The following is a 25528-nucleotide window of genomic DNA, read 5'->3' on the forward strand; positions in this document are numbered from 1 at the left end:
AGACAGGTTTAGTGTGGTAAAGTCAATGTTAATCAAAATGTATTTTAGAAGGAGAACATTAGAAATGAAACAAAAAAAATGGACGAGCATACTAGCTGTCCTAATCATGTTTATCTTAATGACTTTTACCCACGTTGACCATGTAGCGGCTTTGGAATTGCCTCAATCCGATTCTTTAGCAAGAGCAGATAGAATCAGTATGCCAGGTGAATTAGCGGTGAAGTATCAACTACTCCAAGAAGATGGGCAGCCCATAGACGCGAATATACCATTAAAGATAGGTGAAACGTATCTTTTTTCTATGAGATATCAACTAAAAGAATTCGATAATAATCAAGAGATTTATGATCATAATATTATTTTTTGGTTCAATGAAGGTTTGGAGTATGCGGCAGAATCATTTTATGTTGGTTCCAACGATCTGCCTCCAACCCATCTTAGTGATGAAGGTCTTTCTAGCATTATGCCTGATTTCCCAAATGAAATGAATCTTCCTTTTAAAGGGTCATTATCAGGCAGTATGGAGGTATACTACTATTTTAAAGTAAAAGTAGGGAATATCACTGGTAATGTTGATCTGCCTGGTTTGTTCACTGGTGAGACTTCAGATGGCGCAGGCGGCATCAAGCCATTCTCACCGATTCCATTATCCTTAGCTGAACAAAACCTTTTTGTAGCACCTGAGTTCCAGTTGCCGCTAACGGTTAGTAATTCAGAAGCCAAAGTTGGCGATATTTTGACGTATACTTTAACAGCAGAGAACAGCGGAGGTAAAGTTGGGGAAAGTGTTCTTAAAAACAATTTGCCTGAAGGAGTTGAATACCTGCCAAATACGACCAAGATTAATGACCTTCCTATTGACGATAGTGCTTGGAATGGTCGTGAATTTGCCTATTCGTTTACTGATATACCCGAAAATGAAAAGATAACATTTAGTTATCAAGTAAAAGTAACTGGGGAAAATCAAGCGTCAATCGATCAAAACGTGTCCTTAGAGGGTGTGACTAGTTTAGCCCAACAACCTTTTACATTACAGTCTAACAGTGTGACAACAACCATCATTCATGTTCCGACGCTATCAAGTGTTACTGCCAATTTCAAAGATCAAGATGGAACGACGTTAAAGCCAAGTATTACTCTAACAGGAGATGTTGGAACTCGTTATGAAATTGATAAGGAAATCGCAGGTTATCAGTTAAAAGAAGTAATTGGGGATGACACAGGAATTTTTACAGAGCAACCTAAGGAAATGACATTTATTTATGAAAAAGTAAAAACAGATCCAATTGAACCAGAAATAAACAACGTAAATAAAGAACAACAGCAACAGCAACAAGAACAAGCGCAATCACAACTACCCAAAACGGGAGCAGCAGAGCAAAATACAGTGATTTTATCGGCTGGAATGCTGAGTTTGTTTCTATTTAGTTTGATTTTCGGTTTCCGAATAAAAAATAGATAAAGAGCTAGAATAGATTAACGGGAGTGACACACCACACTAATTTAGTGATGTGTCACTCCCGTTAATTGTTTTTTTAAAGTGATTATTTTTTGCTATTTCGATATAAAATATCTTCCGAATCACCATTAGACCAAATTTTCCCAGAAGTAGCGTCAAAGTCTTCGTTTTCTAATTGGATACAGCGAATCCGTTGATTATTGTATGTTTTATAATAATAATTCAATGAGCTATTGACCATAACAGAAGTATATTGCGTATAGTCATAAGCTTGCGTTGTTTTTACAACACCTTTAGGGATATCAACATTAGCAAGCACATGAAACATAGAGGTAACGCCATCTAATTCTGTTTGGACATCCTGTAAGCAAGCTTTTAAGAAGACCGCTCTGACAAATCTTGATGGCGGAGTAAAATCACCAGGCAGACCAAAGGCACCAGCCCCTTCTCCAAACGGTTTCATGACCATATCTTTTAAATGAACTTCTGTTTTTTGTTCAGGTTGAAGCCCGATGTAATTTCTTAAATTCGTTGTATGCCATTTGTAATCAGGACTATTGGTCATAACGCCGATCGTATTTTCGTGGATGTGTAATGTTTGTTCTGTGTATTCAATGACAATACTTTTCCCTGTTTTATCAGTGATGACCCAATGAAGAGGTAAGACGATTCCTAGAAAATCTAAGGCCGTGTCTTCAACTTGGGCATTTTCCATGGTACGTGTTACTTCTTCGATAGTGGAACAAGTAGAAAGTAAAAACGGCACAACATCGTGTGGTGCTAAAGTATATTTTTTTGAAGTATCTTGACTATTATAATCAGCATAACCTGAAAAATAGAGGGCTGCGCAGGAAAGGCCTTTTTCATTTAAACCATCAGCAAAAACAAAGTGTTCTTTATCTACTTGTCGCGCCATTCCTACAAAAGCATAGTCGTTTTTGCGATCATAGCTTTCATCATTAACGAATATAAATTTATTCCGCGGAATAAACGTTGGTTCGGCCTCAAGAACAACCGCAAAATCCATTGTTCTTGCTAATAAAACATGTTGATCTTTCGTCATCATCGTAACACTTGTGCACATAGATTATCGCTCCCTCTTTTTAATGAAATAAATAGTTTATCTAAAAAAATAAGATTATAGAATAATTTAAGCTAAAGTGAACTTTCTAAAAGTTTAACGTAGTTTAAAGTTATAATCAAATAAATACTATAGAAATTCTAGCGGCTTAATGTTGGTGAAAGTGTATCAGTATTTACTTTTTTGTTATAATGCTACTATATAATCATATTTTATTTAGTGATTTATCCGAGGGGGATTTATGGTGGTGAGAGAACGTTTTACTAAAAAGGGACATTTAAGAACCGCTGTCCATTTAAGTAGTCTGATTTATCTAGTTATACTATTATTTTTAGTAATCAATCAGCGAGGATTTTTTGAAACTATTATTCGGAAATCTTTTCGAATCACGGTCAATAATGTGCTAACTTTTTTTTCATCTAAAGATTGGCAAGCAGGATTAACCGACAAAGTTAGTCAGGTAGTAACGAATTTGAGCATACTGGTTATTATCCAGACTATTGTTGTGCTAGCGGGATTAGTGCTTGTGGGGTACCTTTTATGGCGATTAAGAAAAAAGGATCAGTGGCATTTGAGTGAGAAATTATTAGTGATAGGTTATTTATTTTTAGTGATTGCTCTTTTAACCGTATTAACAAAAATGACAATAGAAATGTATCAAACTTATACAGTGATCGATCAGCGAATCAATAGTCTGAGTGTACAAGAACTCAATCGTTTTCAGGAAAAACTCTCAGATATCTTCCGCCAGTCTACCTTTACTTTAGATCAGTTGATTCCAAGTGTTATGTCCTTGTTGGAGCAATTGAAGGAATTGATTCACACAACCAGAAACATTGCGGGTATTCCAAATCTTGTTCAGGAAACATGGGAACAGTTACTTGTTTTGAAGAATTGGTTAGTTGGATTGAGCCTGAGTGCTGTTGCTATTATTCTAGTGGGTCATATGACAGAAGGGATTCGTATCTTGAAAAATAGTCAGTGGATAGAAGTGAAGTTACAGCGGACGAAAAGAAGTCGTCAAATAGAGTTGAACGAACGATTGGTAGAAGTGATCGAGCAGCAACAAGAGTTAATTGAACTTTTGACTAAGGATAAACAGAAGTAAAAATCGATAATAAAGCGACCATAAACGGATCATTCATTTATGGTCGCTTTATTGTTTGATTTTTAGTAGTGAATAACTTTAAAACTATGTTTTAGAGAACAAAAAAATTTATTAAGCTTTTTGGACGCGAACATCAAAATTTTCTCTAAGTACATCTTCTTTGAAAATAACTTCCGCCACGTCTTTAGCTGTGATTCTCATTTCTTTAGTCAATTCAAAACCACCAGGTAAGTCTTCTCGTTTTGCTTCTTTTTTCTCATCAGTGATCACAGGTGGATTATCTAATGGGAAGTAACCAACAAAAATATCTTTTTCTTTTAGCTCTTGACTTAGATGGGTCATCAACATTTTCAATGCAGCTTGAGCTGTTCCCATGATGCCGGTATAAGGATAAGCAATTCGGTCTGATTGCCCACTAGAGATCAACACAGATCCATGACTTTCTTCTAAATAAGGCAGCACATGTTGAACCGAAGTTAAGACAGAAGTGACTCTTAATTGTAAAAATAAAGAGAATAACGATTCAGGTGCCTCACTCAATGGCATGTAGGATTTTCCTAAAGGTCCAGGAACATTATAGAAATAAGTAGTTAAACCGCCGAGCTGTGTAACTAGACGATCGATTGCTTGGTTTAACTCTGCTGTGTTGCTTGCGTCAGCAGTTTCATAATAAACAGTAATACCATCTTGTTCTAGTTCATCTTTCAACTCAATTAAAACGGGTTCCAAAATATTGATCAATCCGACTTTATAACCCTGAGAACCATATTTTTTAGCTGTTTCATAGCCAACTCCTGGACCTGCACCTACGATAATAATTGATTTACTCATAAAAAACATCCTTCCGTTGTGTAGTTAAATTACTTCCAAAGAATAGCATCGCTTACAGATCTTGTCAGCGCAAATAAGTGTTGGGAAAATGAGATAAGGGAAGCAAGACCTTAAATCTAAAGGCTTTATAAGCTATATAGACTGGAGAAAGATGTGTAGATAACAGAGGTTAATCAGTACCTTTTTGTATGTGAACTTGCTTTGTAAAATGAAACTGACTATAATAGCCTTCAAGTAAATGAGAGAAAGCAGGTTTTAGAATGCATGACTATGTAAAGTATAAAAATGAGTTGAATACGGTCTCACTAGGGACTTTCAATGCGAATGAATTCAACTTGTTTTTTTCTCTATTAAGTAAAACAAAAGAAGAGCAACACGAACAAATTTATTTAAAATGGGATGATTTAAAACATTTGGCCCACTATACCTCAACCTCTAACACGAGGTTCTTAAAGGATTTAAATAATATGTATCAAAAACTGACGAAGACCAATTATCTGCATATGTATACGGACGAAGACCAGGTTGGTTTAGAACGTTTTATGATTTTTGAAGATTTTACATTTCTTGAAAAAGAGAAAGCAATCCAAGCCCGTTTTAATGCCAAATTCACATGCCTGTTAAATCAAGTACATGCCAATGCTACTTGTTTTTCTTTAGAAGAATTTATTTCGGTGAAAAAGAAATATGCAAAAAATCTATATCGTTTGTTAAAACAGGCTGAAAAAAAAGGGTGCTGGGAAGTGTCGTTTGAGAATTTGACCTTTTTACTCGGGGTTCCTGAGAATTACCAAGTTGGACAAATCGATCAAAAGATTTTAAAGCCATCGATTGAGGAGTTAAGTAAGTATTTTAGGCATTTAGAAGTGGAAAAAAAATATAGTAAGACACAAGGGAATAAAGTTCGAGGGTATATTTTTAAATTTGATAAGAGTAGACCATAAATGCTAAAAAGAGTCACCGAAATTTTTCGGTGACTCTTTTATTTGACGAATAGAAAGACCTGATTAAACTCTATATTTTTATAATGATTCTCTATATAAGAATTGGAAAATATAATATAAACTGTACATATAGTTATGATTTGATTGATGTAGAAGACAGCCGATAGATGATTTATTTAGCAAAGTTCGGAGTCAATTAAGGTCTCTGAACATCCGTTAATCAAGAAACTATTGCTGAAAAAGAAAAGGAGGAAACAAAAATTGAGAAAGAAAAAAGAATTAAAAGTATTGATTTCCATTATGATGATGCTTGTATTATCGGTTGGTGGATTATCAAAAGGTGAGCTTGCTCGAGCACAAGAAAGTATTGAAGCAACGGCACAAGTCGGGCAAGTTGATATTAACAGTGCAAGTATAGAAGACTTGCAGAAGATTTCAGGAATCGGAGCAGTACTTGCGCAGAGAATTGTTGCTTCAAGACCGTATGCGTCACTGGACGAATTGAGTAATGTTAAGGGAATTGGAGCTGCTACGCTAAAAAAGATTAAAGATCAGGGATTAGCATATGCAGATGCCGATCCTGTGTTGGGAACAATTTCTGAGGTTTTCCCAGAAAAAAACTTAGCTTCAGAAATTGCTGTTATTTTAGATAAAGAGGTTACTTCTCAAGTAACAACAGATGAGTTAAGTGGTATCAAAAAATTGAATTACTTAATTAACATTACTGATTTTGAAGGGATACAATATTTAACAAACCTTCAATATCTAAGTATTGACGTGGAAGAGGTGAAGGATTTTTCCAAAATAACTTCCTTAAAAAATCTTGAGACATTATATCTTTCTATTTCCAAATTAGAAAGTTTAGCAGGAGTAGAAAATTTTACGAATCTAAAAAAACTACACTTGAGGTCTACAGGAAATTTGAAAGATATTAGTGAAGTATATCAATTGCAAACTTTAGAAGATTTTACTTATAGAGGAAGTGCCCAAAAAGGAGATACGCTTAATCTTGAAGGAGCTGAGCGTTTAACAAAATTAAAGAAGTTTGAACTATACAGTAGTGAAGTAAGTGACTTACAGCCAATTTATAACCTTTCTAATATAGAAAAAATATAATAGATAATATCTGGCAAAAAGGGGATGTTCCATTAAAATTTAAAGGAATTGGTCAATTAAAAAAACTGAAAGAATTATTTATTGACAGTCCATCTAACATCAGTGACATTAGTCCTCTAGGAGAATTGAGTTCTTTAGAAACATTGGGATTATATGGGATTAAGAATTCTAATATATTAGGTTATTCAGAGTTAGGAAAGATGGGACAACTGAAAAAACTTAGATTATCTGGGAATGAGATGTCGGACATTAGTTGGATAGCTTCTATTAAACAGTTAGAAGATCTTAGTATTTCTGAAAATAAACTTACAGATATCTCGCCAATTTCAAACTTAAAACAGTTGAAACAATTAGATTTACAAGGTGATTTTACAGATATTACTCCATTATCTAACTTAGAACAACTAACCGATTTAAGGATATGGGGACACAAAGTCAAAGAAGTAAATTCACTTTCTGCATTAAAGCAACTAACAAAACTTACCATTCAAGGAAATGAACTTACAAAAATAAATAGACTTTCTGAATTGAAACAATTAAAAGAGCTTCGTCTAGGAAGTTATAAACTTACAGATATATCAGGTTTTGAAAATTTAACAAGTCTTGAAATTTTAGATATTCAGGGAACTAGTATTAAAGATTTTTCAAGTGTTAGTAAACTGACCCAATTAATAGATTTAAATCTAAGAACAAACCGAATCACTAACCTTGAATTTTTAGTACCATTAAAGAAATTAACTAAATTATCATTAGTTGGCAACGAAATTACAGATATTTCATCATTGGCAACTTTATCGAACTTAAAACAGTTATTTCTTGACGTAAATGAGATAGTCGAACTTGACTCTTTGAAATCTTTGGAAAATTTAGAAATTCTGGGACTTGGAAACAATAAAATAACAAATATCTCAGCATTGAAACTCCTAAAAAATCTAAAATATTTGACTCTCGATTACAATCAAATCGCTGATATCTCAGGGGTCGCTACATTAAGTAATCTTACTCATTTGTCTATAATTTCCAATCAGGTTGTTGATATTACAGAGCTCTCTTCACTGAGTAATTTAAGTAGTTTGTCTTTATCAAGAAATCAAATCACTGATATCTCTCCATTGAAAACTTTGGTTAATTTGAGCAGTCTAAACTTGGATTCTAATCAGATCGTAGATGTCTCACCATTGAATGCATTAACAAATCTTGAGCTACTAAGATTAAGATCAAATCAAATTGTAGATATTGAGCCTTTGAAAACCTTGAAAAAAATGTTTAATTTGTCTCTTGATAGGAATCCGATTGCTGACTATTCACCTCTAGATGAATTACCATTTCTTCATAAAAAAGGATTACCTTAAATATTAAAACTAACAAGATGTTTAGGGGAAATCCTAAAGATTTTAATAATAAAAAAAGATAATTAGTAACAACAGGAAGAGATATGAATTAGATTTAAAAGTATTGAGATCTGTGATAATACTTGTATTAGCAGTTAGTGGATTATCAAGATAAGAGGTTATAGGGAACAAGCGAGTGTTGAATCAATAGATTAGGTTTAAAAAAATTGAATCTTATAGGAACTAAAACAACTGATTTTTCTCTATTAGATAATTTAAACTGTAATATTTCTAAATAAAAAAAAGATGATTGCTAATTATTCCTAAAAGTTACAAAAAAATGATATAAAAAACTTCTTTATTTGTTATGATAAATAAAGGAGTTTTTTATATTTGAGGTAAAGAAAGAAGGGGATAGCATGTATAAACTTTTGGTTATAGAGGATGAACCTTTGGTACGTAAAGGGATCGTAACGTTGATTGATTTTAAAGGGTTGGAAATCGATCAAATATTTGAAGCGGGTGATGGGAAAAAGGCTCTTGAGATTGTCAAAAAAGAAAGCCCTCACATTATTTTGACAGACATCAATTTACCTTATTTGGATGGCTTAACTTTTGCTAAAAAGGTCAAATTATTTTTGCCGAAAACGGTAATCATATTTTTAACAGGATATGATTATTTTGACTATGCTGTGACTGCTATAAAATTAGGGGCAGATGATTATATTTTAAAACCAGTAACAAGACAAGAAATCGAAGGGCTATTGATTCGATCGATCAACAAGATAAAGTCAGATCAATTGTGTCAACAACTGAGCGATGTACGTGTGACTAAAGAGGGGGCTAGGAAAGATAGTACGTTAGCAGATACAGTGAAACAAATCATTGAAGAGCAACTAAGTAACCCCTTATTATCATTAACATGGTTGGCAAATAAGTTGGGCTATAATGCGAGTTATTTGAGTAGTGTGATCAAGAAAACACTAGGCACAACATTTCAAGATTATGTCAGTAAAAAGCGAATCGAACAAGCGAAAGTATTGTTACTTGCAACACCACTCAAAAACTATGAAATTGCTGTAAAAGTTGGATTTGAAGATGTTAATTATTTTTCTTTACGTTTCAAACAAGTGACAGGGGTATCGCCGAGGCAATATAAAAAAGAGGCGGTACAACGATGAGGCACTTGAGTAAACTCAAGTGGCGTTCACTGTCTGTCCAAATCAGCCATTATTTTTTCCTAACGACGCTTATTCTATTAGTTTATTACGGCGTTTCAACGACGTATAATACGTCTGCGATCATGCTAAAGAAGGCGCAAGAAGATACGATAAATACAATTGAGCGCAGTGGTGATTATGTCAATGACTATATCAAACGTTTGAAGCAGGTCGCAACAGCCATTGCCATTAGTTCAGATGTTAAAGAATTTATGGCGGCAGATAATCCAGAAAGCCGTGCTCAAGCAGTGAACGTACTGACCAACATGCTTGCGACAGATGATTCTTTGATCTCAGCTATTTTATTAACAAAAGATGGTCGTTTTGTATCTAATGAAGAGTCTGTTGAAGTGTTAAAGTCAAAAAAAAATTTAGAGGAAGAATGGCGTAAACAAGGAATTAACATAGATGGTATGACAATCGTAACTTCTGCTAGGAAACAGACAGTAAAGGGCAGTGAAGAAGAGTGGATAATTTCTATTACTAAAGAAATCGTCACTGACGAGGATCAGAAAATTGGTGTGATTCGATTGGATATTGATTCTAAAGGGATAGAAAATTATTTAAGACAGTTAAATATTGGACAAAAAGGGTATGTTTTTATGATTAATGATCGTGAAGAACTCGTTTATCATCAGAATGATACTGTTTTTTCAGAGCAAAAGCGCCAAACTCAGGTTCAACTTGATAGTAGACGTAAAACAGGGTATGACGAGAAGGCACAACAACTTGTTTATCATCAATTAATTGTGGAAGCGGGATGGCGGTTAATAGGAGTTGCTTCTTTAGAAGAGTTGACTATGATTTCAAGTAATATGTGGTGGAAGATGACAATGGTTGGTGTGCTAATGTTTTTAGTTATTTTTATAGGGAGCGTATTTGTTATCAGAGGACTAACTAAACCGATGCGAACCCTTGAACATTCAATGAAACATGTTGTATCAGGTTTATCAGATGCACAAGTTGTAGAATCAGGTCCTGATGAAATTCGGAGTCTTGCCCGCAGTTTCAATCTCATGTTGATGCAGATGGAGCAGTTAGTATTAGAAGTAAAAGCCAAAGAACAGGCAATTCACAAGTATGAAATACAAACACTGGCTAGCCAAATCAATCCTCATTTTCTATACAACACGTTAGATACGATTATTTGGATGGCAGAGTTCAATGATACCAAAAAAGTAGTTGAAACAACTAAATCATTAGCGAATTTTTTCAGATTGTCACTGAATCAGGGGAATGAAATGATTCTTCTGAAAAATGAAATAGAACATGTACGTCAATATCTATTTATTCAGCAACAACGTTATGGTGAGCAATTGACATATGAAATAATCGAAGATCCGCGTTTATCTGATTATCAATTACCGAAACTTGTGATACAGCCGATTGTTGAAAATGCAATTTACCATGGAATCAAGGAAATCAATAGACCTGGGCTGATTACTATTCGTACAAGAGCAGATCATGCTAGTTTTTATATTGAAATTTGCGACAATGGTAAGGGGTATTGTTTAGATCAAGAGCATGAACATGTTTGTACTAAACTTGGAGGTATTGGTCTGAGTAACATTGATGAGCGGCTTAGCTTACAATATGGTTCTGACTATGAAATGAAAATCCGTACTGAACCAAATCAGTATACGCATGTCTTGTTGAAGTTACCACGTTATTAAACACACACAAATTTAAGGATAAGGAAGTCACTTGAAATTTCAAGCGGCTTTTTTTACTATTATCAGCAAAACGACTGAAGGCAAAAAAATAGCTGATACGTAGAGAGATGGAAGGCGCGGTTTGGTCTTCTGACGAGCTGAATATATTACTTTAAGAGCTTTATTATAAAATAATGTGCAAAAATGTATATGATTTGACTTGAATATATATATTGTTTAACATCAAAAAAGTGCTTTTTATAAACGCAATGGAGAATACATATTGGTCTATATCAATTAGAGGAAGGAACGATGTATAAAAGATGTTAAAAAAATTATCATGGTGTCTAGTAATGGTTGTAGGTTTCTTAGGATTAGTTGGGTTTGGAGAACATTCGTTAGCTGCCGAACTAAGTAAGGCAGGGTTTGTTGATACAATTCAATTTGATAAGACAGAATTGATGGATGGGGAATTGACATCTATCCATGTGACATTTAGCGAAAAAGCAGGTGCAAAGCTTAAAGCAGGTGATGTTTTGACGTTGTCTTTACCAAAAGAATTAGAGGGACTGACAGATTCTAATGATGCACCACGTGAAATAGATTTAAACGGATTAGGAATAGTTCGAGTATATAAAGATAAAGTTATTTGTACATTTAATGAAAAAGTGAGTCAATTAGAGCGCGTTCGCGGAGAATTCACATTTGGCGTTCGTGTGACAAATGTTGAGAAAAATACAGTAAAAGAAGTACCCGTAAATTTAGGAACGTCAATCAGTATAAAAAATATTGTTGTTAAAGGACACTCTGGTGGTGACGTCGAAGGGGAAAAACCGTTCTTTTATAAAACGGGTGATTTACTGGGGAAATCAGGCCAAATTCGTTGGTTTTTAAATGCAAATTTAACGAAGAGCGATCTAGCTAAAGATATCGTTTTAACAGACAAGTCTGGTGGCGGTCAAGTATTAAATCAAGATAGTTTTGTATTTACGGTGGATAATTATTTAGGTCGTTCAGCACTAAGTTTGGAAGAATTTATAAATCAAGGATACGGGACAGTGGAGTTTGGAGCAGATAATGCTTTTGTCATTCGTTTGTATCGTGAAAAAGCACGTTTGACTTCATTTACAATTATGTATACAGCAACAATAACAGAAGCTGGGAAAAAGCAACCAAACTTTACGAACGATTGCCAAGTTGATTATCAGGTTTTATATCAAAAACCAATCTACGAAATCGCTGCTCATAAAGTGAAAAATATCTTTTTAGACGGTAATGCAATTGGTGATGAAAATCAATCTATTAAAGAAGCAGTCGTAGAGGAAGAAAATATTGAAGATGAGTCAAGTGAACTAGAAGAAATTGCGCCGCTAGATCCAACGGAGCAAGCAAAGAAAGAACAAGAAGAAGAACTAAATATTGCACAAGAAGAACGTCCAGAAATCCACATTGGCGAGCAAGTTGAAGTGATTGAAGACGAATCAGGAGAAATGGGAGAAATTACACCATTAGATCCAACAGAGCAAGCGAAAGAAACACAAGAAGAAGAGCTAAACCAAGCTAAAGAAGAACAACCAGAAATCCACATCGACGAGCAAGTTGAAGTGATTGAAGACGAATCAGGAGAAGTGGGAGAAATTACACCATTAGATCCAACAGAACAAGCGAAAGAAACACAAGAAGAAGAGTTAAATAAAGCCAAAGAAGAACAACCAGAAATCCACGTTGGTGAGCAAGTCGAAGTGATTGAAGATGAATCAGGAGAACTAGAGGAAATTACACCACTAATCCCAGAAGAACAAGCGAAAGAAACGCAAGAAGAAGAACTAAATAAAGCCAAAGAAGAACAACCAGAAATACGCATCAATGACCCTAAGGAAACGAGTGAAGATAAATCAAGCAAACAAGAAGAAATCAAACCTAGCGGACATGCAGAAGGTGAACTAATACCAGTTAAAGAAGAAAAAGTAAAACCAAAAGCTGATAAAGTTCTGTTGAATGCTTCTAAAAATCAATCAAAAGGACAATTACCTAAAGCTGGCAGTAAAGATAGCTATGCCGCAGTGATTGCTGGGTTGATAGTAATCATGATGGCAGTTGGTGCTTATGTACTAATTCGTAAAAAAGTAACTAAATAAAGAATAGGATAAAGGATAAAACAAGTAGCACTGACTATTTGTTTTATCCTTTATTTATATATATCCTAAAAATTGTGCTATGTATATAAATATCACTGTTTTATAATTTTGATGCAACCATTTACGATTTTTGAGACTCTAATAGATATAAGGTTCAAATTAACTGTTGGAGATGAAGGGAGTATTTTACTTGGCAAATGATGTGTTTTTAGTTAAAAAAGCTCAAAAGGGGAATCAAGAGGCATTCATTCAATTGATTCAAGGGTATGAAATGGTACTTTATAATATGGCTAGGCGGTTTTTATCGAATGAACAAGATATAGCAGATGTACTGCAAGAAACAGTGATCACTGCGTACCAAAAAATAGATCAACTTAAAAATCCAAAATATTTTAATACGTGGATCTGTCGAATAATGATCAATCAATGTAAGAAGTTATTGAACTTGGAGCCTTCTTTTGATATAGAGGATTATCCGTTTTTAGTTGATAATCAAGAGACAGAGCATTTAGGAATGAATGACTTACTGAGTGGACTCAAACCAATTTATCGGATTCCTCTTGTCTTGTATTATTACAATGGTTTTTCAGTAAAGGAAATCAGTGAGATTTTAACTGAACCCACTGGAACGATTAAATCTCGTTTAGCCCGGGGGCGCGCGTTATTGCAAAAAGATTATATCGGATCTGAAGGAGGAATAGTATGATGAAAGATTTTGAAGAAGAGTTGAACAAGACCATGCAAGAAAATCAAGTACTCTCTCAAGAAGCTCGTCAAGCATTTGATACAGCATACCAAAAAATTTCTCATGAAAAGAAACGAGTGCATCCTAAAAAGAAAAAAATTCTACCATTCGTTGTACTTGCAGCGATCCTTTTATTAGGACTTTCGTTAGCCTTTACGCCAATTGGTAAAGCCGTGACCAATTTCTTACATCTGGGGCAGTTCACCTCTAAGACCCTTCAAGATAAAGGTTTTGTCACACAACAAAGGACAAAAGCATTAAATGAAGAGATAGAAATCAAGTTAAATGAAGTCTATGCAGATCAAAATGAAATAGGCCTGCATTTTACGATCGAAGTTCCGAAAAAGTCAAAATTCACTGATAAAACGCTCGATAATTATGGGATCAACTTTGCACTTAAAAATGGTGATGGTCGTTATCTGGTTGATTTGAAAAGTGGTTTGTCAGAATCACATGAGAATTTGAATCTATTTCATTCAATTGTATCTGATTCTCATTTTGACCACAGTACAAATCAGCTAGAATTAACTTATCGACTTCGCGCAAGTGACGGAAATGTACCAGCATTGGAGAATGCAGTAATTGTCATTAATCGTTTAACTGCGATGTATCCTATGGATGATAGCCCAGGATCTCATGAAGGAAAAGAAGGGAAAATATTCGAAGAGCTTCAAGGTATGTGGGAATTGCCGATTGATACGTCAAAAATCAAGTCGTTTGATGCACTTGATTTTGCTCCGACTGATCCTTCATGGTCAGAAATAGTGTCGGCTTTAGTGTATCCAAATTCGTTTGTGATGACAACAAGTGATAAGACATTTAATGAATTAGTCGATATAGATGATATCTGGCTGCAAGCTACAATCAATGGCCAAGAAGAGCGTTATTTGCTAAGAGAACTTAGCACTAATGAACAAGATGGAAAACAGTATTATCAGGTAATTTTTGATTACCCAGGATATGATCAAGCAGATTTGTTGCTACTCCATTATGGGAATACTGAAGTCGAATTTAAGCGTCAGTAGTTTACTTAAAAGGAAAAAGTCAATGCTGCGAGCACTGACTTTACCCGTAAAATCAACATGTGTTTACCGCTTCCTTACTAGATAAAGCTGGAAGCGGCTTTTTTATTTACCAGCAAATACGAACTGCCAAGTGACACCGAATTTATCTGTCAGCCACGTCACTTTTTTGAAAATGCCAGCTGCTTCTGGTCCCATAATCACAACACCTTCAGCAGAAAGTGCTGAAAAAATTTGGTCAAACTCTTCTTCAGTGTCCATTTCTACAAATAATGAGAGGTTCCAACCAGGTGTAACGGGATTTTCAGGTCCCATCTCTAAAAAATAAATCAAAGTGCCGTTTAAATCTAATTGTCCATTCAACACACGGTCTGGAAACGTATCATAATAAGTTGTGGATTGAATCGTAGTGTTTGGAAAAACGTCAACATAAAAATCCATTTGCTTTTTAGCATGTTCTGTTACTGAAATAAACGTTATTGGTTGTTTCATTTCCTTCACTCTCCTTAAGTGTAAGATAGCAGATTTTAGTATAATTACAATTGATGTGCTTAAAAAAACTGTGTAAGTAGACTCGCTTGGAAAACTACTTACACAGTTTTTATTTTTCTAGAAAATCAGAGAGAAAAAATGTTCACTAGGCGAGATTTCCACCATTTGATTCAATCACTTGTTTGTACCAATAAAATGATTTTTTCCGGCTTCTATCAAGCGACCCATTGCCTTCGTCGTCACGATCAACATAGATAAACCCATAACGCTTACTCATTTCACCAGTTCCAGCACTGATTAGATCAATACAACCCCAAGGCGTATACCCAATCAAATCAACACCATCATCAATCGCTTTTTCCATTTCAATAATATGTTGTTTGAAGTAATCGATTCGATAATCATCATTGATCGAACCATCCGCTTCTACTTTATCAAAGGCACCAAGTCCATTTTCTACGACCATTAACGGTACTTCATAGCGAGAATAGATTTGGTTTAAGGTATAGCGTAGCCCAATAGGATCGATTTGCCAACCCCAGTCACTGGTTTCAAGGTATTCATTTGAGACGCCGCCAAACAGATTGCCACCTGTTTTATCATTCCGTTTTTCTAAATCATCTGTAATACAAGTGGTCATGTAATAACTAAACGTATAATAATCAACAGTTCCAGCTTTCAACAAGGCTTTATCTTCTTCTGTTATTTCTACCTGAATATTGTTCTTTTCAAAATAACGTTTCATGAAATAAGGATATTTTCCTTTGACTTGTACATCCCCACAGAAAAAGTTGAATTTTTCATTGATTTGTTGTGTTTTTAACACATCTTCTGGTCGACAAGTTTTTGGATACATGGTGATATAGGCTAACATACAGCCGATTTTAAAGTCTGGGTTGATTTTGTGTCCTGCAACCACTGCTTTAGCGGAAGCTAAAAAGACATTGTGTAAGGCTTGATACTGTTCAGTTTCAGTATACTCACGATTAAATAAACCATTGATTCGTTTGCTATGATCCATTGTCCCAAAATTGATTTCATTGAATGTTAGCCAGTATTTTACTTTATCTTTATAACGCTCAAACAGAGTGGTTGCATAGTTTTCGTAAAAGCCAATCGTTTGTTTATCTAAAAAGCCATCATAAGTTTTCCCTAAATGAAAAGGCAGTTCAAAGTGGGAAATCGTCACAAGTGGTTCAATACCATATTTCGCTAACTCATCGAAGACCTCATCATAAAATTGTAAACCCGCTTCATTTGGCGTAGCTTCATCTCCATTAGGAAAAATTCGTGACCAAGCAATCGACATTCGATACACTTTAAAGCCCATTTCTGCAAATAAAGCGATATCTTCTTTATAGCGGTGGTAAGAATCGATCCCAGTATGGCTAGGATAGTAATATTGACCTGTATCGATCTCTAAATCGAATGTCCGATGTGTATTGGCTGTTCGACTTCCAGCACGATTATGATCGCAAATCGAATCCCCTTTGCCGTCTTCATTCCATGCTCCTTCGCATTGGTTGGCGGCTGTGGCGCCGCCCCATAAAAAATTCTTTGGAAAACTCATGTATTTCTACTCCTTTATAAATAAAATTGGTCTTGATTCAAAACGATTAATTTGAAATGATCGCAGTGATTAAAAGATTTCCTTGCTTGATCGATGTCTCAGAAGTTGCAATTACATCTGTATAATCTGGTGTGTTTGTAATAATAATTGGTACTTGTGTACTGTAACCTGCTTCTTCAATCGCTTTAATATCGAAGGTTACTAATTTGTCGCCTTTTTTAACTCGTGCATTTTGTTCAACAAATGATTCAAATCCTTCACCATCTAATTGAACAGTGTCGATTCCAATATGGATCAATAATTCAGTTCCATTATCTGAAATTAAACCAATCGCATGTTTTGTCGGAAACAGGGTCATCACAGTTCCATCGAATGGTGCCACAATTTCGCCATTCGTTGGTTCGATCACGACACCTTTACCCATGATTCCTTCTGAAAATGCTGCGTCTCTTGCTTGGCTTAAAGGAAGGACTTTTCCTTCTGCTGGAGAATATACTTCATCTTTTGCTAGTTTCTTTTTTTGTCCAGTTGCAGCCAGTTTTGCTTCTTCTTTTGATAATTGAATTGTCGGTTCATCATCTTTAAAGCCTAAAACCCATGCTAAACCAAAACCAGCTGCTAGAGCACACGCATCCAAAATCATTGCGTAAATCGCAAATGTAACATCGCCATCTGGTGAGATAGAACTTGGATAGCGGAATATTCCTAAGCCGCCCATTTGATAGCCTTGCATACCTAATCCCATAGCGATGGCGCCTGTAACACCCCCAACAATACAAGAGGCCCAGAAAGGTTTTTTTCTAGGTAAAGTGATACCATAAATAGCCGGTTCAGTTACACCGAAGATACCTGAAATAAAAGCGGGGATCGATAATTCTTTTAATTTAGCATTTTTAGTTTTCAACATGACCGCTAATACCGCACCAGTTTGAGCAAAACTCACACTACCTGATGGTGTTAATAATGATGTTGGATCACCTTGAGATAACGCGATAATGGCAAATGGAATAAGTGCCCAATGTAAACCGAACATAACAAGAATTTGCCAAGAGAAACCAAGAATAGCACCGAATAAAATTGGGCTGAAACTTTGAATAGAAAGTAAGCCGTTTCCTAAAGCGTCAGAAACAGTATTCATGACTGGTCCGATCACTAAGAATGTTAATGGAATGGTTACAAGCGCTGTTAAAAATGGAACAATAAACAACTTAATAACGTCAGGAATAACTTTTCTTAATTGCTTTTCTAAAAAGGCAGCAAAAGCTACCGCTGCAATAATCGGCATAACCGTAGAACCATAACCAGCAGGCGGAATAGAGAATGGAATACCAAAGAAATTAAGCCCTCCCGTTTCAGCAAACTGAGCAGTAGCTGCACCTTCTAAAAATCCAGGATAGACTAAACTTGATGCGATCAGCATCCCAAGGAAGGGTGAGCCGCCAAATTTTTTCATTGCTGTGTAACCAATAAAGATTGGCAAGAATTTGAATAATCCGTCACCCATCGCATTAAAAATAGCTGATGTCGACGACTCCGCAAAGCCAGCTCCTAACGCGAAAATTAAAATGGCATTAACCCCTTTTAACATACCGGCTGCAGACAGTGGCGCTAAAATCGGTTGGAAAATAGAGGAAATCATATCAACAAATTGATCAAATAAATTTCCTTTTGGCCCAGACTCAGTCTGAGCTTCTAGCACCCCTAATACTGCATCGACATCTTTACGGACATCAGGCACATGATTTCCAATCACGACTTGATATTGTCCACCAGCCTGCATGACTGTCACAACACCATCCATATTTTTTAAAACTTCAGTGTTTGCCTTACTTTCATCTTTCAATTTAAATCGAAGGCGTGTGATACAGTTGGTTAAAGAATTGACGTTTTCTTTACCTCCGACTTCTTTGACAATGTTTTTTGCAAGTTCTTCATATTTACCCATTTTCGTTCCTCCAAATGTTTAGTTATTTTTATTCAGAGGTCTCGCCAACTTAATGTCACGATCCAAGACCTTTCCACAGGCAATTGAACTCCTACGCTCCTTTTCTTGAAAATAATTTAGGTTAAGAGAAAGCCTCTCTTACTAACTAGTTTTATCACTGATACGAGCTAAGTGGATGGTGATATAGACCTGCTCATCCTTTGACATTGTATAATTGCGTCGGTTTTTTAACAGTTCAGCGACTTTTTTTGTTGCTTTAAAAGCTTCTGGATATTGTTTGGTAACGAGTATGAACAATTCATTTTCAACTTTATCTTCTGATGTTTTAACGGTGTTATCTTTTAACACCCGTTCAGTGAAAAATTTTAAATGTGTGATAAATCGTTGAAAGTAAATATCATTTTCGGCGAAATTAATTCTAAGTGTATATTTAATGACCGTTAATATTTCTTCGATCAATTGCGTCAGACTGATTGCATCTTCATGATTGCTGTCGAGTTGAGCATTGGTGATATGCAAAGCTAGAAAACCCGCTTCATCATCGGTCAACTCTACATCTAATTGCTGATTGACCATTTGAATAGCTGAGCGCGCTATTTCTAATTCAACTGGGAAAAAACGTTTGATATCCCATAATAAAAAATTTTTGACCTGAATATTCTTCTTCGTCCGTTGAATAGAAGAGTGTAAGTGATCGGCAATTGCGATAAAAGAGGATTCATTCAGTTCTTTATCCAACGTTTTTTTTGCTTGAGATAGAATTCTATAGGAGATTTCAATGATTTCTTCGGGAATTTCTGAAAATAATTGTTCGATTTGTTCTGATTCAACCTGATTTTCAAGCTTAAAAACCTTCTCGATTTTAGCTTCATCAACTTCTGCACCAGCTTTCATCTGAAAACCTAATCCATTGCCCATAAGAATCACTTCTTCATTTTCCTCATTTCGAACAATGATCACGTTATTATTTAAAATTTTTAGAATTTCCAAAGCAATCGACCTCCGTTTTCCTGAATAAAGGGACTGAAAATAGAAAAAGCCCAAACAAAAGCCAAAAAGGCGTTGTTTAGGTTTAGCTTAACTTAATAATCACTATCCATTTAACAAAGCAAATATACACTAAAAAGAAAGCGTTGTCAAAGGGGTTTTGAAGAGATTACTCACATTCTAGAAAGTTACAAGAATAGCGGCTGTAATGAACAGACTGGACATAGTATTGGTGGCTGGCTATAATAAATAGTGTAAAGTACGTATTTTTATACGGAAAAAGTCAGTGCTGACAACACTGACTCTTAGTTGAGTTTTGACTGAAGCTCGAATAATGTTTATGATGTTGCCGCTATCTTACTTTAGCCGAGAAGATAGCGGTCTTTTTACTATATTAGAAGTGATATCTTTTAACCAATCCTTCAAGGAGAGCCTTTCCTGAAAAACAAAGCAAGGACAAAAGCGATACAGACATATCTTTATAGCATCAACTCGTTTTTCAGAGCATTAGCTATACTCAGCGTATAATTATGATATCAAACTAATAGATAGATAGAAATGAATTAATTCGCTTTGTGCATGAGTCTGTAATGATGAAAAGAAACCGTGAGTCCTTTGGTTGTATCTAAGGATTCACGGTTTTATGTTTTTTTATTGAAAATAAAGAAGGGATTTATGTGTATCTAAATCGGTTTGGTTTAATCAATTGCTGTAATCTTCAAATCCTTGAAAAATGCTTCTGTGCCAATATCGACAAAGAAGCCGATCTGACCTCTAGTATCAGCACCGTGTTTCATATTTTCCACTACTAAAACAGGTTCTTCGCTATTGTTTAGATAAAATTCTCCTTTAGCCCCGTTGATCACAGCTTTTAAGCTGATCCATTCATCCAGTCCAATCTCAGCCGGACCCTCAAAATCAGTGATACCAAGATTTCGGAAATAGTCAAACGTATATTTAGGGTAGGAAAAATATTGAACACCGCGATTTTTTCTTATGGGATCGTCAATACGGCCGTTTGTGGGTCTTACGTAGAACGATTCAAATTTTGTATCATCCTCATTGATTCGGAATGCAATGCCGATAAATCCTCGTGCAAAATCTGGTGCATCGGGTAATAATCGGCTCAACATTTTAACTTCGATTATTCCATTATGAAAAGTTGAATCGTTTATTTTTGCATAAGTGTTTTCATCAAATTCCATCAGTTTGTCTTTTTTTACGACTCTTAAAACCGATTCACCGTTCAGTGTAGTTTGTTCAACAGTAGTATGAACTGCTTCGATAGCTGTTGTTTCATTATTCATTCAAAAATCCTCCTTAATCGTTTTTCTCTTTCATAAAAGTATAGACAACTTTTGAAAAAATGTTAAGTAGGCACTAATTTGTAACTATCTAGCTAAGTTGTTGCTTATAAAATTGTCCCCACTGTCTCATTGATTCAATGACAGGTAGTAAGCTTTCGCCTAATGGTGTTAATTGGTACTCAACGTGAGGAGGCACTTTTTGGAAATCTATTCGTTCCACAATGCCATCTAGTATCATTGAGTTCAGACTTTCGGTCAACACTTTTTGAGAAATCCCCGTCAAGGATCGTTTTAATTCAGAATTTCTTTTTGGACCTGTTATTAGATCTCGGATAATCAATGTTTTCCATTTGCTGCCTATTAATTGAACCGTCGTTGCCACATCGCAAAGCGGCATGTCTTCTTTTTTTATCATTCAGAAGTTGCTCCTAACATTTGAAAATAAGTCAGTTTTTAGCCGTGACTCTGATTATAGAAGAATTGTTGCATTTTTATGGCTGAAAAGCAACCTCCATTAAAAAAGTAAGAATTATAACGCTCTAAAGTTCAAAATACGTTATTGAAATGTTAGCGCTATTATTGTAGACTGGAATAAGTGATATCATTTTTGTCAATTTGTCATGATTTTTATAATGCAAGCAGGATAATAAAATAGTACACTTATAAAAAGTAGCGATTGTTGTCTTTTAGAATTGAAAGCGCGAACAATTTTTTGTAAGTAGGATCGTTTTTATTTGAATGTAATGAAAAGAAAAGAGGAATCAGAATATGAGTAATGACAACGCAGTACTAGCAAGAAATACAAAAAACGCACCACAACATCCACTAGCCTCCCAAACCGTCGCTTTTTCTCACTATAATAACTTTTCGGCCCAATTACCGATCGATCCAACATCTGGACAATTGGTTGCAGGTGGTATCAAGGAACAGGCCAATCAGTGCTTTAAAAATATTAATGCTATTATGGACAGCATCGATCATGTGATGAGTGATATTGTTCGGATCACCGTATTTGTTAAGCACATTACAGACGTTGATGCGGTAGATGAAGTATACGCATCATTTTTCACACACTATCAACCTTCAAGAACTGTTGTGGCGGTAGATGCTTTACCAATGGGCGCTTTAGTTCAAATTGAAGCACTTGTTTCAAATGGTGAAGGAACGATTCCAAATGCACCACAAGCAGGTGATTTGATCAAACTGACGAACCATACATCCAATGCACCGAGTAGTTCATTATCAACACAAACTGTTTCATTTTCTCACTATAACAATCTTTCAGCTCAATTACCGATCGATCCAAAAACAGGTAGAGTGGTAGCGGGTTGTGTGAAAAAGCAAACAAGACAATGTTTAAGAAATATCAAAGCGATTTTAGAAAGTATTGATGTTCCTCTGGATGACATTGTGAAAATCAATATCTTCCTTAAAGATTTGTCTAAAATAGATGCTGTGAATAAGGTTTATACAACCTTTTTCCCAGATTCAGGGATTGCTCGAACAGTAGGATATGTTCCAGCTAGAACAGTTGTTGCAGTAAAAGATTTACCAATGGGCGCTGATGTACAAATTGAAGCAGTCGTTTCACACGGAGACGGTACGCCGCCCCAAGCAATCGAAGATCGACATGGATTGATTATCGAGGCGAATAATACTGAAAAGGCACCAAAATGCCCATTTTCAACCCAGACTGTTGCTTTTTCTCATTACAATAATCTATCAGCTCAATTGCCGATCGATCCTAAGACAAATGCAGTTGTTTCAGGTGGTATCAAAGAACAAACAGGACAATGTTTGGAAAATATCAAGGCGATCATCGAAAGTGCAGATCATGTACTGGCTGATGTAGTGAAAGTCAATATTTTTGTGAAAAATATTGAGGATATGGACGCTGTAGATGAAGTGTATGCAAAATTCTTCTCAGATGGAGTTCCTGCACGAAGAGTGGTTGGGGTATCTGAGTTACCGAAGGATGCGTTGATTCAAATTGATGCCATTGTTGGGAATGCGGAAGGAACACCTCCGATTGTATAGTAGGGAATAAAGTATAAAAAGTTTGATCATAAAATAAGCCTGTGCACCTTTTCCATTAGAGGTACATAGGTTTATTTTGCTGTATAATAATGTAAAAATAGATGTAGGTTAAAGGAGGTTCAAGATGGACAGACTGTTTTCTTCAAAGGACCAATTCTTATTATTTTTAATTGTATTTAGTTTGGTAGTGCTATTGTTTGCGATACTTATTGAGAAGTCAAACGGATTATTTTTAGCAAGAAATCCACTAGATACTAGAAACTATGAAAGTTCTCCAGAAAATAAGGCAGAAAGACGCGCAGGTAAGTTATTTGTTAAATGGGTTTATTATGGAGTCAGTGTTGTGATTCCAGTTTGTTTGTTTTTGTATAGTGGTGTTGTATCTAAGATGCTAGCAATCTTGTTTATAGTGGGAATTTTTAGATATCAAAAATATCTGACAAGATAGTGGGCTTTTTTTAAATTAAAGTAAAATTCTTTATCGTAATCAGCCGTAAATAAGTTTATAATAGATGGCAGTATACAAATATCGGAGGGTTCTCACGTGAAAAAACTGGGTTTTGATCCACAAAAGTACATTGAAGAACAATCAAAATATATCCTTGAAAGAGTTAATCACTATGACAAGTTATATTTAGAATTTGGTGGGAAATTGATCGGGGATATGCATGCGAAACGCGTTTTGCCCGGGTTTGATGCAGATGCTAAAATCAAACTTTTACAAAAACTAAAAGATCAAGCGGAGATCTTGATTTGTGTGTATGCGGGCGATATCGAGCGGAATAAAATTCGTGGCGATTATGGCATTACCTATGATATGGATATTTTACGCCAAATCGATGAATTAAGAGAATATGGCTTAGCGGTTAATAGTGTGGTTATTACCCGCTATAGTGGACAACCTTCTACAAAAATGTTTATCAACAAACTGGAAAGAAGAGATATCAAAGTTTATAAACATGCAGCAATCGAAGATTATCCATCAAATCTTGAAAAAATCGTCAGCGAAGAAGGCTTTGGTAAAAACGACTACATCCCAACAACCAAGCCGATCGTAGTTGTCACGGCACCTGGACCAGGAAGTGGAAAATTAGCCACTTGTTTGAACCAACTCTATCATGAAAGTCGGAACGGCAAAACGGCTGGCTACTCCAAGTTTGAAACTTTCCCAGTTTGGAATGTGCCGTTGAAACATCCTTTAAATATTGCGTATGAAGCGGCAACAGTGGATTTAAAAGATGTTAATATGATCGATTCATTCCACTTTGATAAATACCAAAAAGTAGCAGTCAACTATAATCGTGATGTGGAAACATTCCCTGTGATCAAACGAATCATTGAAAAAATCACAGGCGAAGAATCAGTTTATCAATCACCAACGGATATGGGCGTTAACCGTGTTGGTTTTGGGATCATCGATGATGACGTGGTAAAAGAAGCATCCAAACAAGAAATTATTCGTCGTTGTTTCGCCACAGAATGTGACTTTAAAAAAGGTCTGATCGATGAAGAGACAGTCAATCGCATTAAATTGATCATGGAAGAAGTCGAGCTTAAAAAAGAAGACCGCAAAGCGGTGCTTCCTGCTAGAGAGTATTCAGAACGATTAAGAGAACAAACCCAAAGTAATGATACACCTGCAGTTATTGCTTTCGAGTTAGCGGACGGCAGAATTGTGACTGGAAGAACTAGCAACTTAATGGATTCTTGTTCATCAGCTATCTTGAATTCGATTAAAATGTTAGCCAATATTTCAGATGAAATCTTGTTACTATCTCCAGTGATTCTTGAAACGATTCAAACAATGAAACGAAAAGATCTTCACAGCAAAATTACCGCTTTAAAAGCCAATGAAATTTTGATTGCCTTAGCAATTAGCGCTGTGACGAACCCGACGGCACAATTGGCTTATGATAAGTTATCTGAATTGAATGGAGTACAAGCGCATTCTACTGTGATGTTGAGCAAGAATGATGAGCAAACACTAAGAGAATTAGGTTTGGATATTACCAGTGATGCGGTTTATCCGTCTGAGAATTTGTATTATATTTAAAGATTTAGAAAATTGATGTGATTGAAATAAAATGTAGTATTCAACTTTTTCATACCGTTTATTCAGATTTTTAGTGACTGAGATAAAACTCAACGAGTTTTATCTCAGTCACGTTTTTTTGTATTCTTTGAAAGTAGATTAAAATAATTTAAGAATCGCATACTGTCAGAATAAGCTGAATGTACTAGAAAATAAGACTTGGCAAGAGGTGAACGTATGCTTATCGTTTAAAGGCTGTCCCTTTTTTCAGGATATTAATTTCAAATAGAGTACATTCTTTCGCGAAAAATAGAAAATGCGCTTTCAAAAACAATCACTCAGTGTTTATTTTTTATATGATAAATACACAGTGAAACTAGCATAATTGAAAAAAGATCAGTGAGATTGAGACAAAAGTCGCTTAGGTTCGAACAATTGGAGTAAAAAGCGAACAACACGCTTTTTGTATTGTTTACTTTTGGCGAAATTGCCAAGAACCTGACTTTTGGTC

At 35.4% G+C, this 25528-nt stretch carries 21 protein-coding genes; 13 read left to right on the forward strand and 8 right to left on the reverse strand.

From position 1 onward, the window contains the following. Positions 1-64: 64 nt before the first annotated feature. Positions 65-1462 (forward strand): MucBP domain-containing protein, encoded by a 1398-nt coding sequence (locus tag AC4BB7_RS01450; protein WP_490484155.1) that lies wholly within the window; start codon positions 65-67, stop codon positions 1460-1462. 82 nt (positions 1463-1544) lie between these two features. Here the strand turns inward: AC4BB7_RS01450 and AC4BB7_RS01455 are convergent, their stop codons facing one another. Next, entirely contained in the window at positions 1545-2543 is a 999-nt protein-coding gene (locus tag AC4BB7_RS01455) for a linear amide C-N hydrolase (protein ID WP_490484156.1), read from the reverse strand. A gap of 238 nt (positions 2544-2781) precedes the next feature. On the opposite strand from AC4BB7_RS01455, the gene AC4BB7_RS01460 reads away from it, so the two are divergent. Then, complete coding sequence (locus AC4BB7_RS01460; RefSeq protein ID WP_490484157.1) at positions 2782-3648, forward strand: hypothetical protein; 867 nt, start codon at positions 2782-2784, stop codon at positions 3646-3648. Between the two features lie 111 nt (positions 3649-3759). Here AC4BB7_RS01460 and AC4BB7_RS01465 read toward each other — a convergent pair whose 3' ends face one another. Continuing rightward, on the reverse strand, positions 3760-4479 hold the full coding sequence (locus tag AC4BB7_RS01465; protein ID WP_490484158.1) for an SDR family NAD(P)-dependent oxidoreductase: 720 nt from the start codon (positions 4477-4479) through the stop codon (positions 3760-3762). 260 nt (positions 4480-4739) lie between these two features. Here AC4BB7_RS01465 and AC4BB7_RS01470 point away from each other — a divergent pair, with 260 nt between their 5' ends. The 8 genes from AC4BB7_RS01470 (at position 4740) to AC4BB7_RS01505 (ending at position 14650) form a co-directional block, all read left to right on the forward strand. Further along, positions 4740-5423 (forward strand): replication initiation protein, encoded by a 684-nt coding sequence (locus AC4BB7_RS01470; protein ID WP_490484159.1) that lies wholly within the window; start codon positions 4740-4742, stop codon positions 5421-5423. Positions 5424-5684: 261 nt separating this feature from the next. Further along, the gene (locus AC4BB7_RS01475; RefSeq protein WP_490484160.1) at positions 5685-6539 is read left to right on the forward strand and encodes a ComEA family DNA-binding protein; all 855 of its coding nucleotides are present in this window, start codon (positions 5685-5687) and stop codon (positions 6537-6539) included. Between the two features lie 125 nt (positions 6540-6664). Beyond that, positions 6665-7891 (forward strand): leucine-rich repeat domain-containing protein, encoded by a 1227-nt coding sequence (locus AC4BB7_RS01480; protein ID WP_490484161.1) that lies wholly within the window; start codon positions 6665-6667, stop codon positions 7889-7891. A gap of 398 nt (positions 7892-8289) precedes the next feature. Continuing rightward, a complete protein-coding gene (locus AC4BB7_RS01485) occupies positions 8290-9051 on the forward strand; it encodes a response regulator transcription factor (protein ID WP_086315266.1) in 762 nt (253 codons plus the stop codon). Continuing rightward, the gene (locus AC4BB7_RS01490) at positions 9048-10763 is read left to right on the forward strand and encodes a cache domain-containing sensor histidine kinase (RefSeq protein ID WP_490484162.1); all 1716 of its coding nucleotides are present in this window, start codon (positions 9048-9050) and stop codon (positions 10761-10763) included. Before AC4BB7_RS01485 ends, AC4BB7_RS01490 begins: the two co-directional genes overlap by 4 nt. 302 nt (positions 10764-11065) lie before the next feature. Continuing rightward, positions 11066-12880: a collagen binding domain-containing protein gene (locus tag AC4BB7_RS01495; protein WP_490484163.1), complete on the forward strand. Its 1815-nt coding sequence runs from the start codon at positions 11066-11068 to the stop codon at positions 12878-12880. A gap of 190 nt (positions 12881-13070) precedes the next feature. Next, the gene (locus tag AC4BB7_RS01500; RefSeq protein ID WP_490484164.1) at positions 13071-13586 is read left to right on the forward strand and encodes a sigma-70 family RNA polymerase sigma factor; all 516 of its coding nucleotides are present in this window, start codon (positions 13071-13073) and stop codon (positions 13584-13586) included. Further along, positions 13583-14650, forward strand: a complete 1068-nt coding sequence (locus AC4BB7_RS01505) for a DUF4179 domain-containing protein (protein ID WP_490484165.1) — start codon at positions 13583-13585, stop codon at positions 14648-14650. The genes AC4BB7_RS01500 and AC4BB7_RS01505 overlap by 4 nt, the downstream gene beginning before the upstream one ends. Before the next feature lie 102 nt (positions 14651-14752). Here AC4BB7_RS01505 and AC4BB7_RS01510 read toward each other — a convergent pair whose 3' ends face one another. From AC4BB7_RS01510 to AC4BB7_RS01535, 6 genes are all read right to left on the reverse strand, one after another. Further along, a complete protein-coding gene (locus AC4BB7_RS01510) occupies positions 14753-15139 on the reverse strand; it encodes a VOC family protein (protein WP_490484166.1) in 387 nt (128 codons plus the stop codon). A gap of 145 nt (positions 15140-15284) precedes the next feature. Continuing rightward, positions 15285-16709: a glycoside hydrolase family 1 protein gene (locus AC4BB7_RS01515; protein WP_490484167.1), complete on the reverse strand. Its 1425-nt coding sequence runs from the start codon at positions 16707-16709 to the stop codon at positions 15285-15287. A 46-nt stretch (positions 16710-16755) separates the two neighbouring features. Further along, positions 16756-18654: a beta-glucoside-specific PTS transporter subunit IIABC gene (locus tag AC4BB7_RS01520; protein ID WP_490484168.1), complete on the reverse strand. Its 1899-nt coding sequence runs from the start codon at positions 18652-18654 to the stop codon at positions 16756-16758. A gap of 141 nt (positions 18655-18795) precedes the next feature. Next, positions 18796-19644, reverse strand: a complete 849-nt coding sequence (gene licT / locus AC4BB7_RS01525) for a BglG family transcription antiterminator LicT (RefSeq protein ID WP_086315274.1) — start codon at positions 19642-19644, stop codon at positions 18796-18798. 695 nt (positions 19645-20339) lie between these two features. Further along, on the reverse strand, positions 20340-20948 hold the full coding sequence (locus AC4BB7_RS01530) for a hypothetical protein (RefSeq protein ID WP_490484169.1): 609 nt from the start codon (positions 20946-20948) through the stop codon (positions 20340-20342). Between the two features lie 88 nt (positions 20949-21036). Continuing rightward, a complete protein-coding gene (locus AC4BB7_RS01535; RefSeq protein ID WP_086315276.1) occupies positions 21037-21363 on the reverse strand; it encodes a winged helix-turn-helix transcriptional regulator in 327 nt (108 codons plus the stop codon). A gap of 353 nt (positions 21364-21716) precedes the next feature. Between AC4BB7_RS01535 and AC4BB7_RS01540 the strand changes: the two genes are divergently transcribed. The 3 genes from AC4BB7_RS01540 to AC4BB7_RS01550 all read left to right on the forward strand — a co-directional run bounded on the left by AC4BB7_RS01540 (position 21717) and on the right by AC4BB7_RS01550 (position 25038). After that, positions 21717-22985, forward strand: a complete 1269-nt coding sequence (locus AC4BB7_RS01540) for a RidA family protein (protein ID WP_490484170.1) — start codon at positions 21717-21719, stop codon at positions 22983-22985. A 124-nt stretch (positions 22986-23109) separates the two neighbouring features. Continuing rightward, the gene (locus AC4BB7_RS01545; RefSeq protein ID WP_490484171.1) at positions 23110-23433 is read left to right on the forward strand and encodes a hypothetical protein; all 324 of its coding nucleotides are present in this window, start codon (positions 23110-23112) and stop codon (positions 23431-23433) included. Between the two features lie 96 nt (positions 23434-23529). Beyond that, complete coding sequence (locus AC4BB7_RS01550; RefSeq protein WP_490484172.1) at positions 23530-25038, forward strand: DUF1846 domain-containing protein; 1509 nt, start codon at positions 23530-23532, stop codon at positions 25036-25038. The last annotated feature ends 490 nt before the right edge of the window (positions 25039-25528 follow it).

It is taken from the genome of Enterococcus sp. AAFC-DPL-5182 (assembly GCF_058216605.1).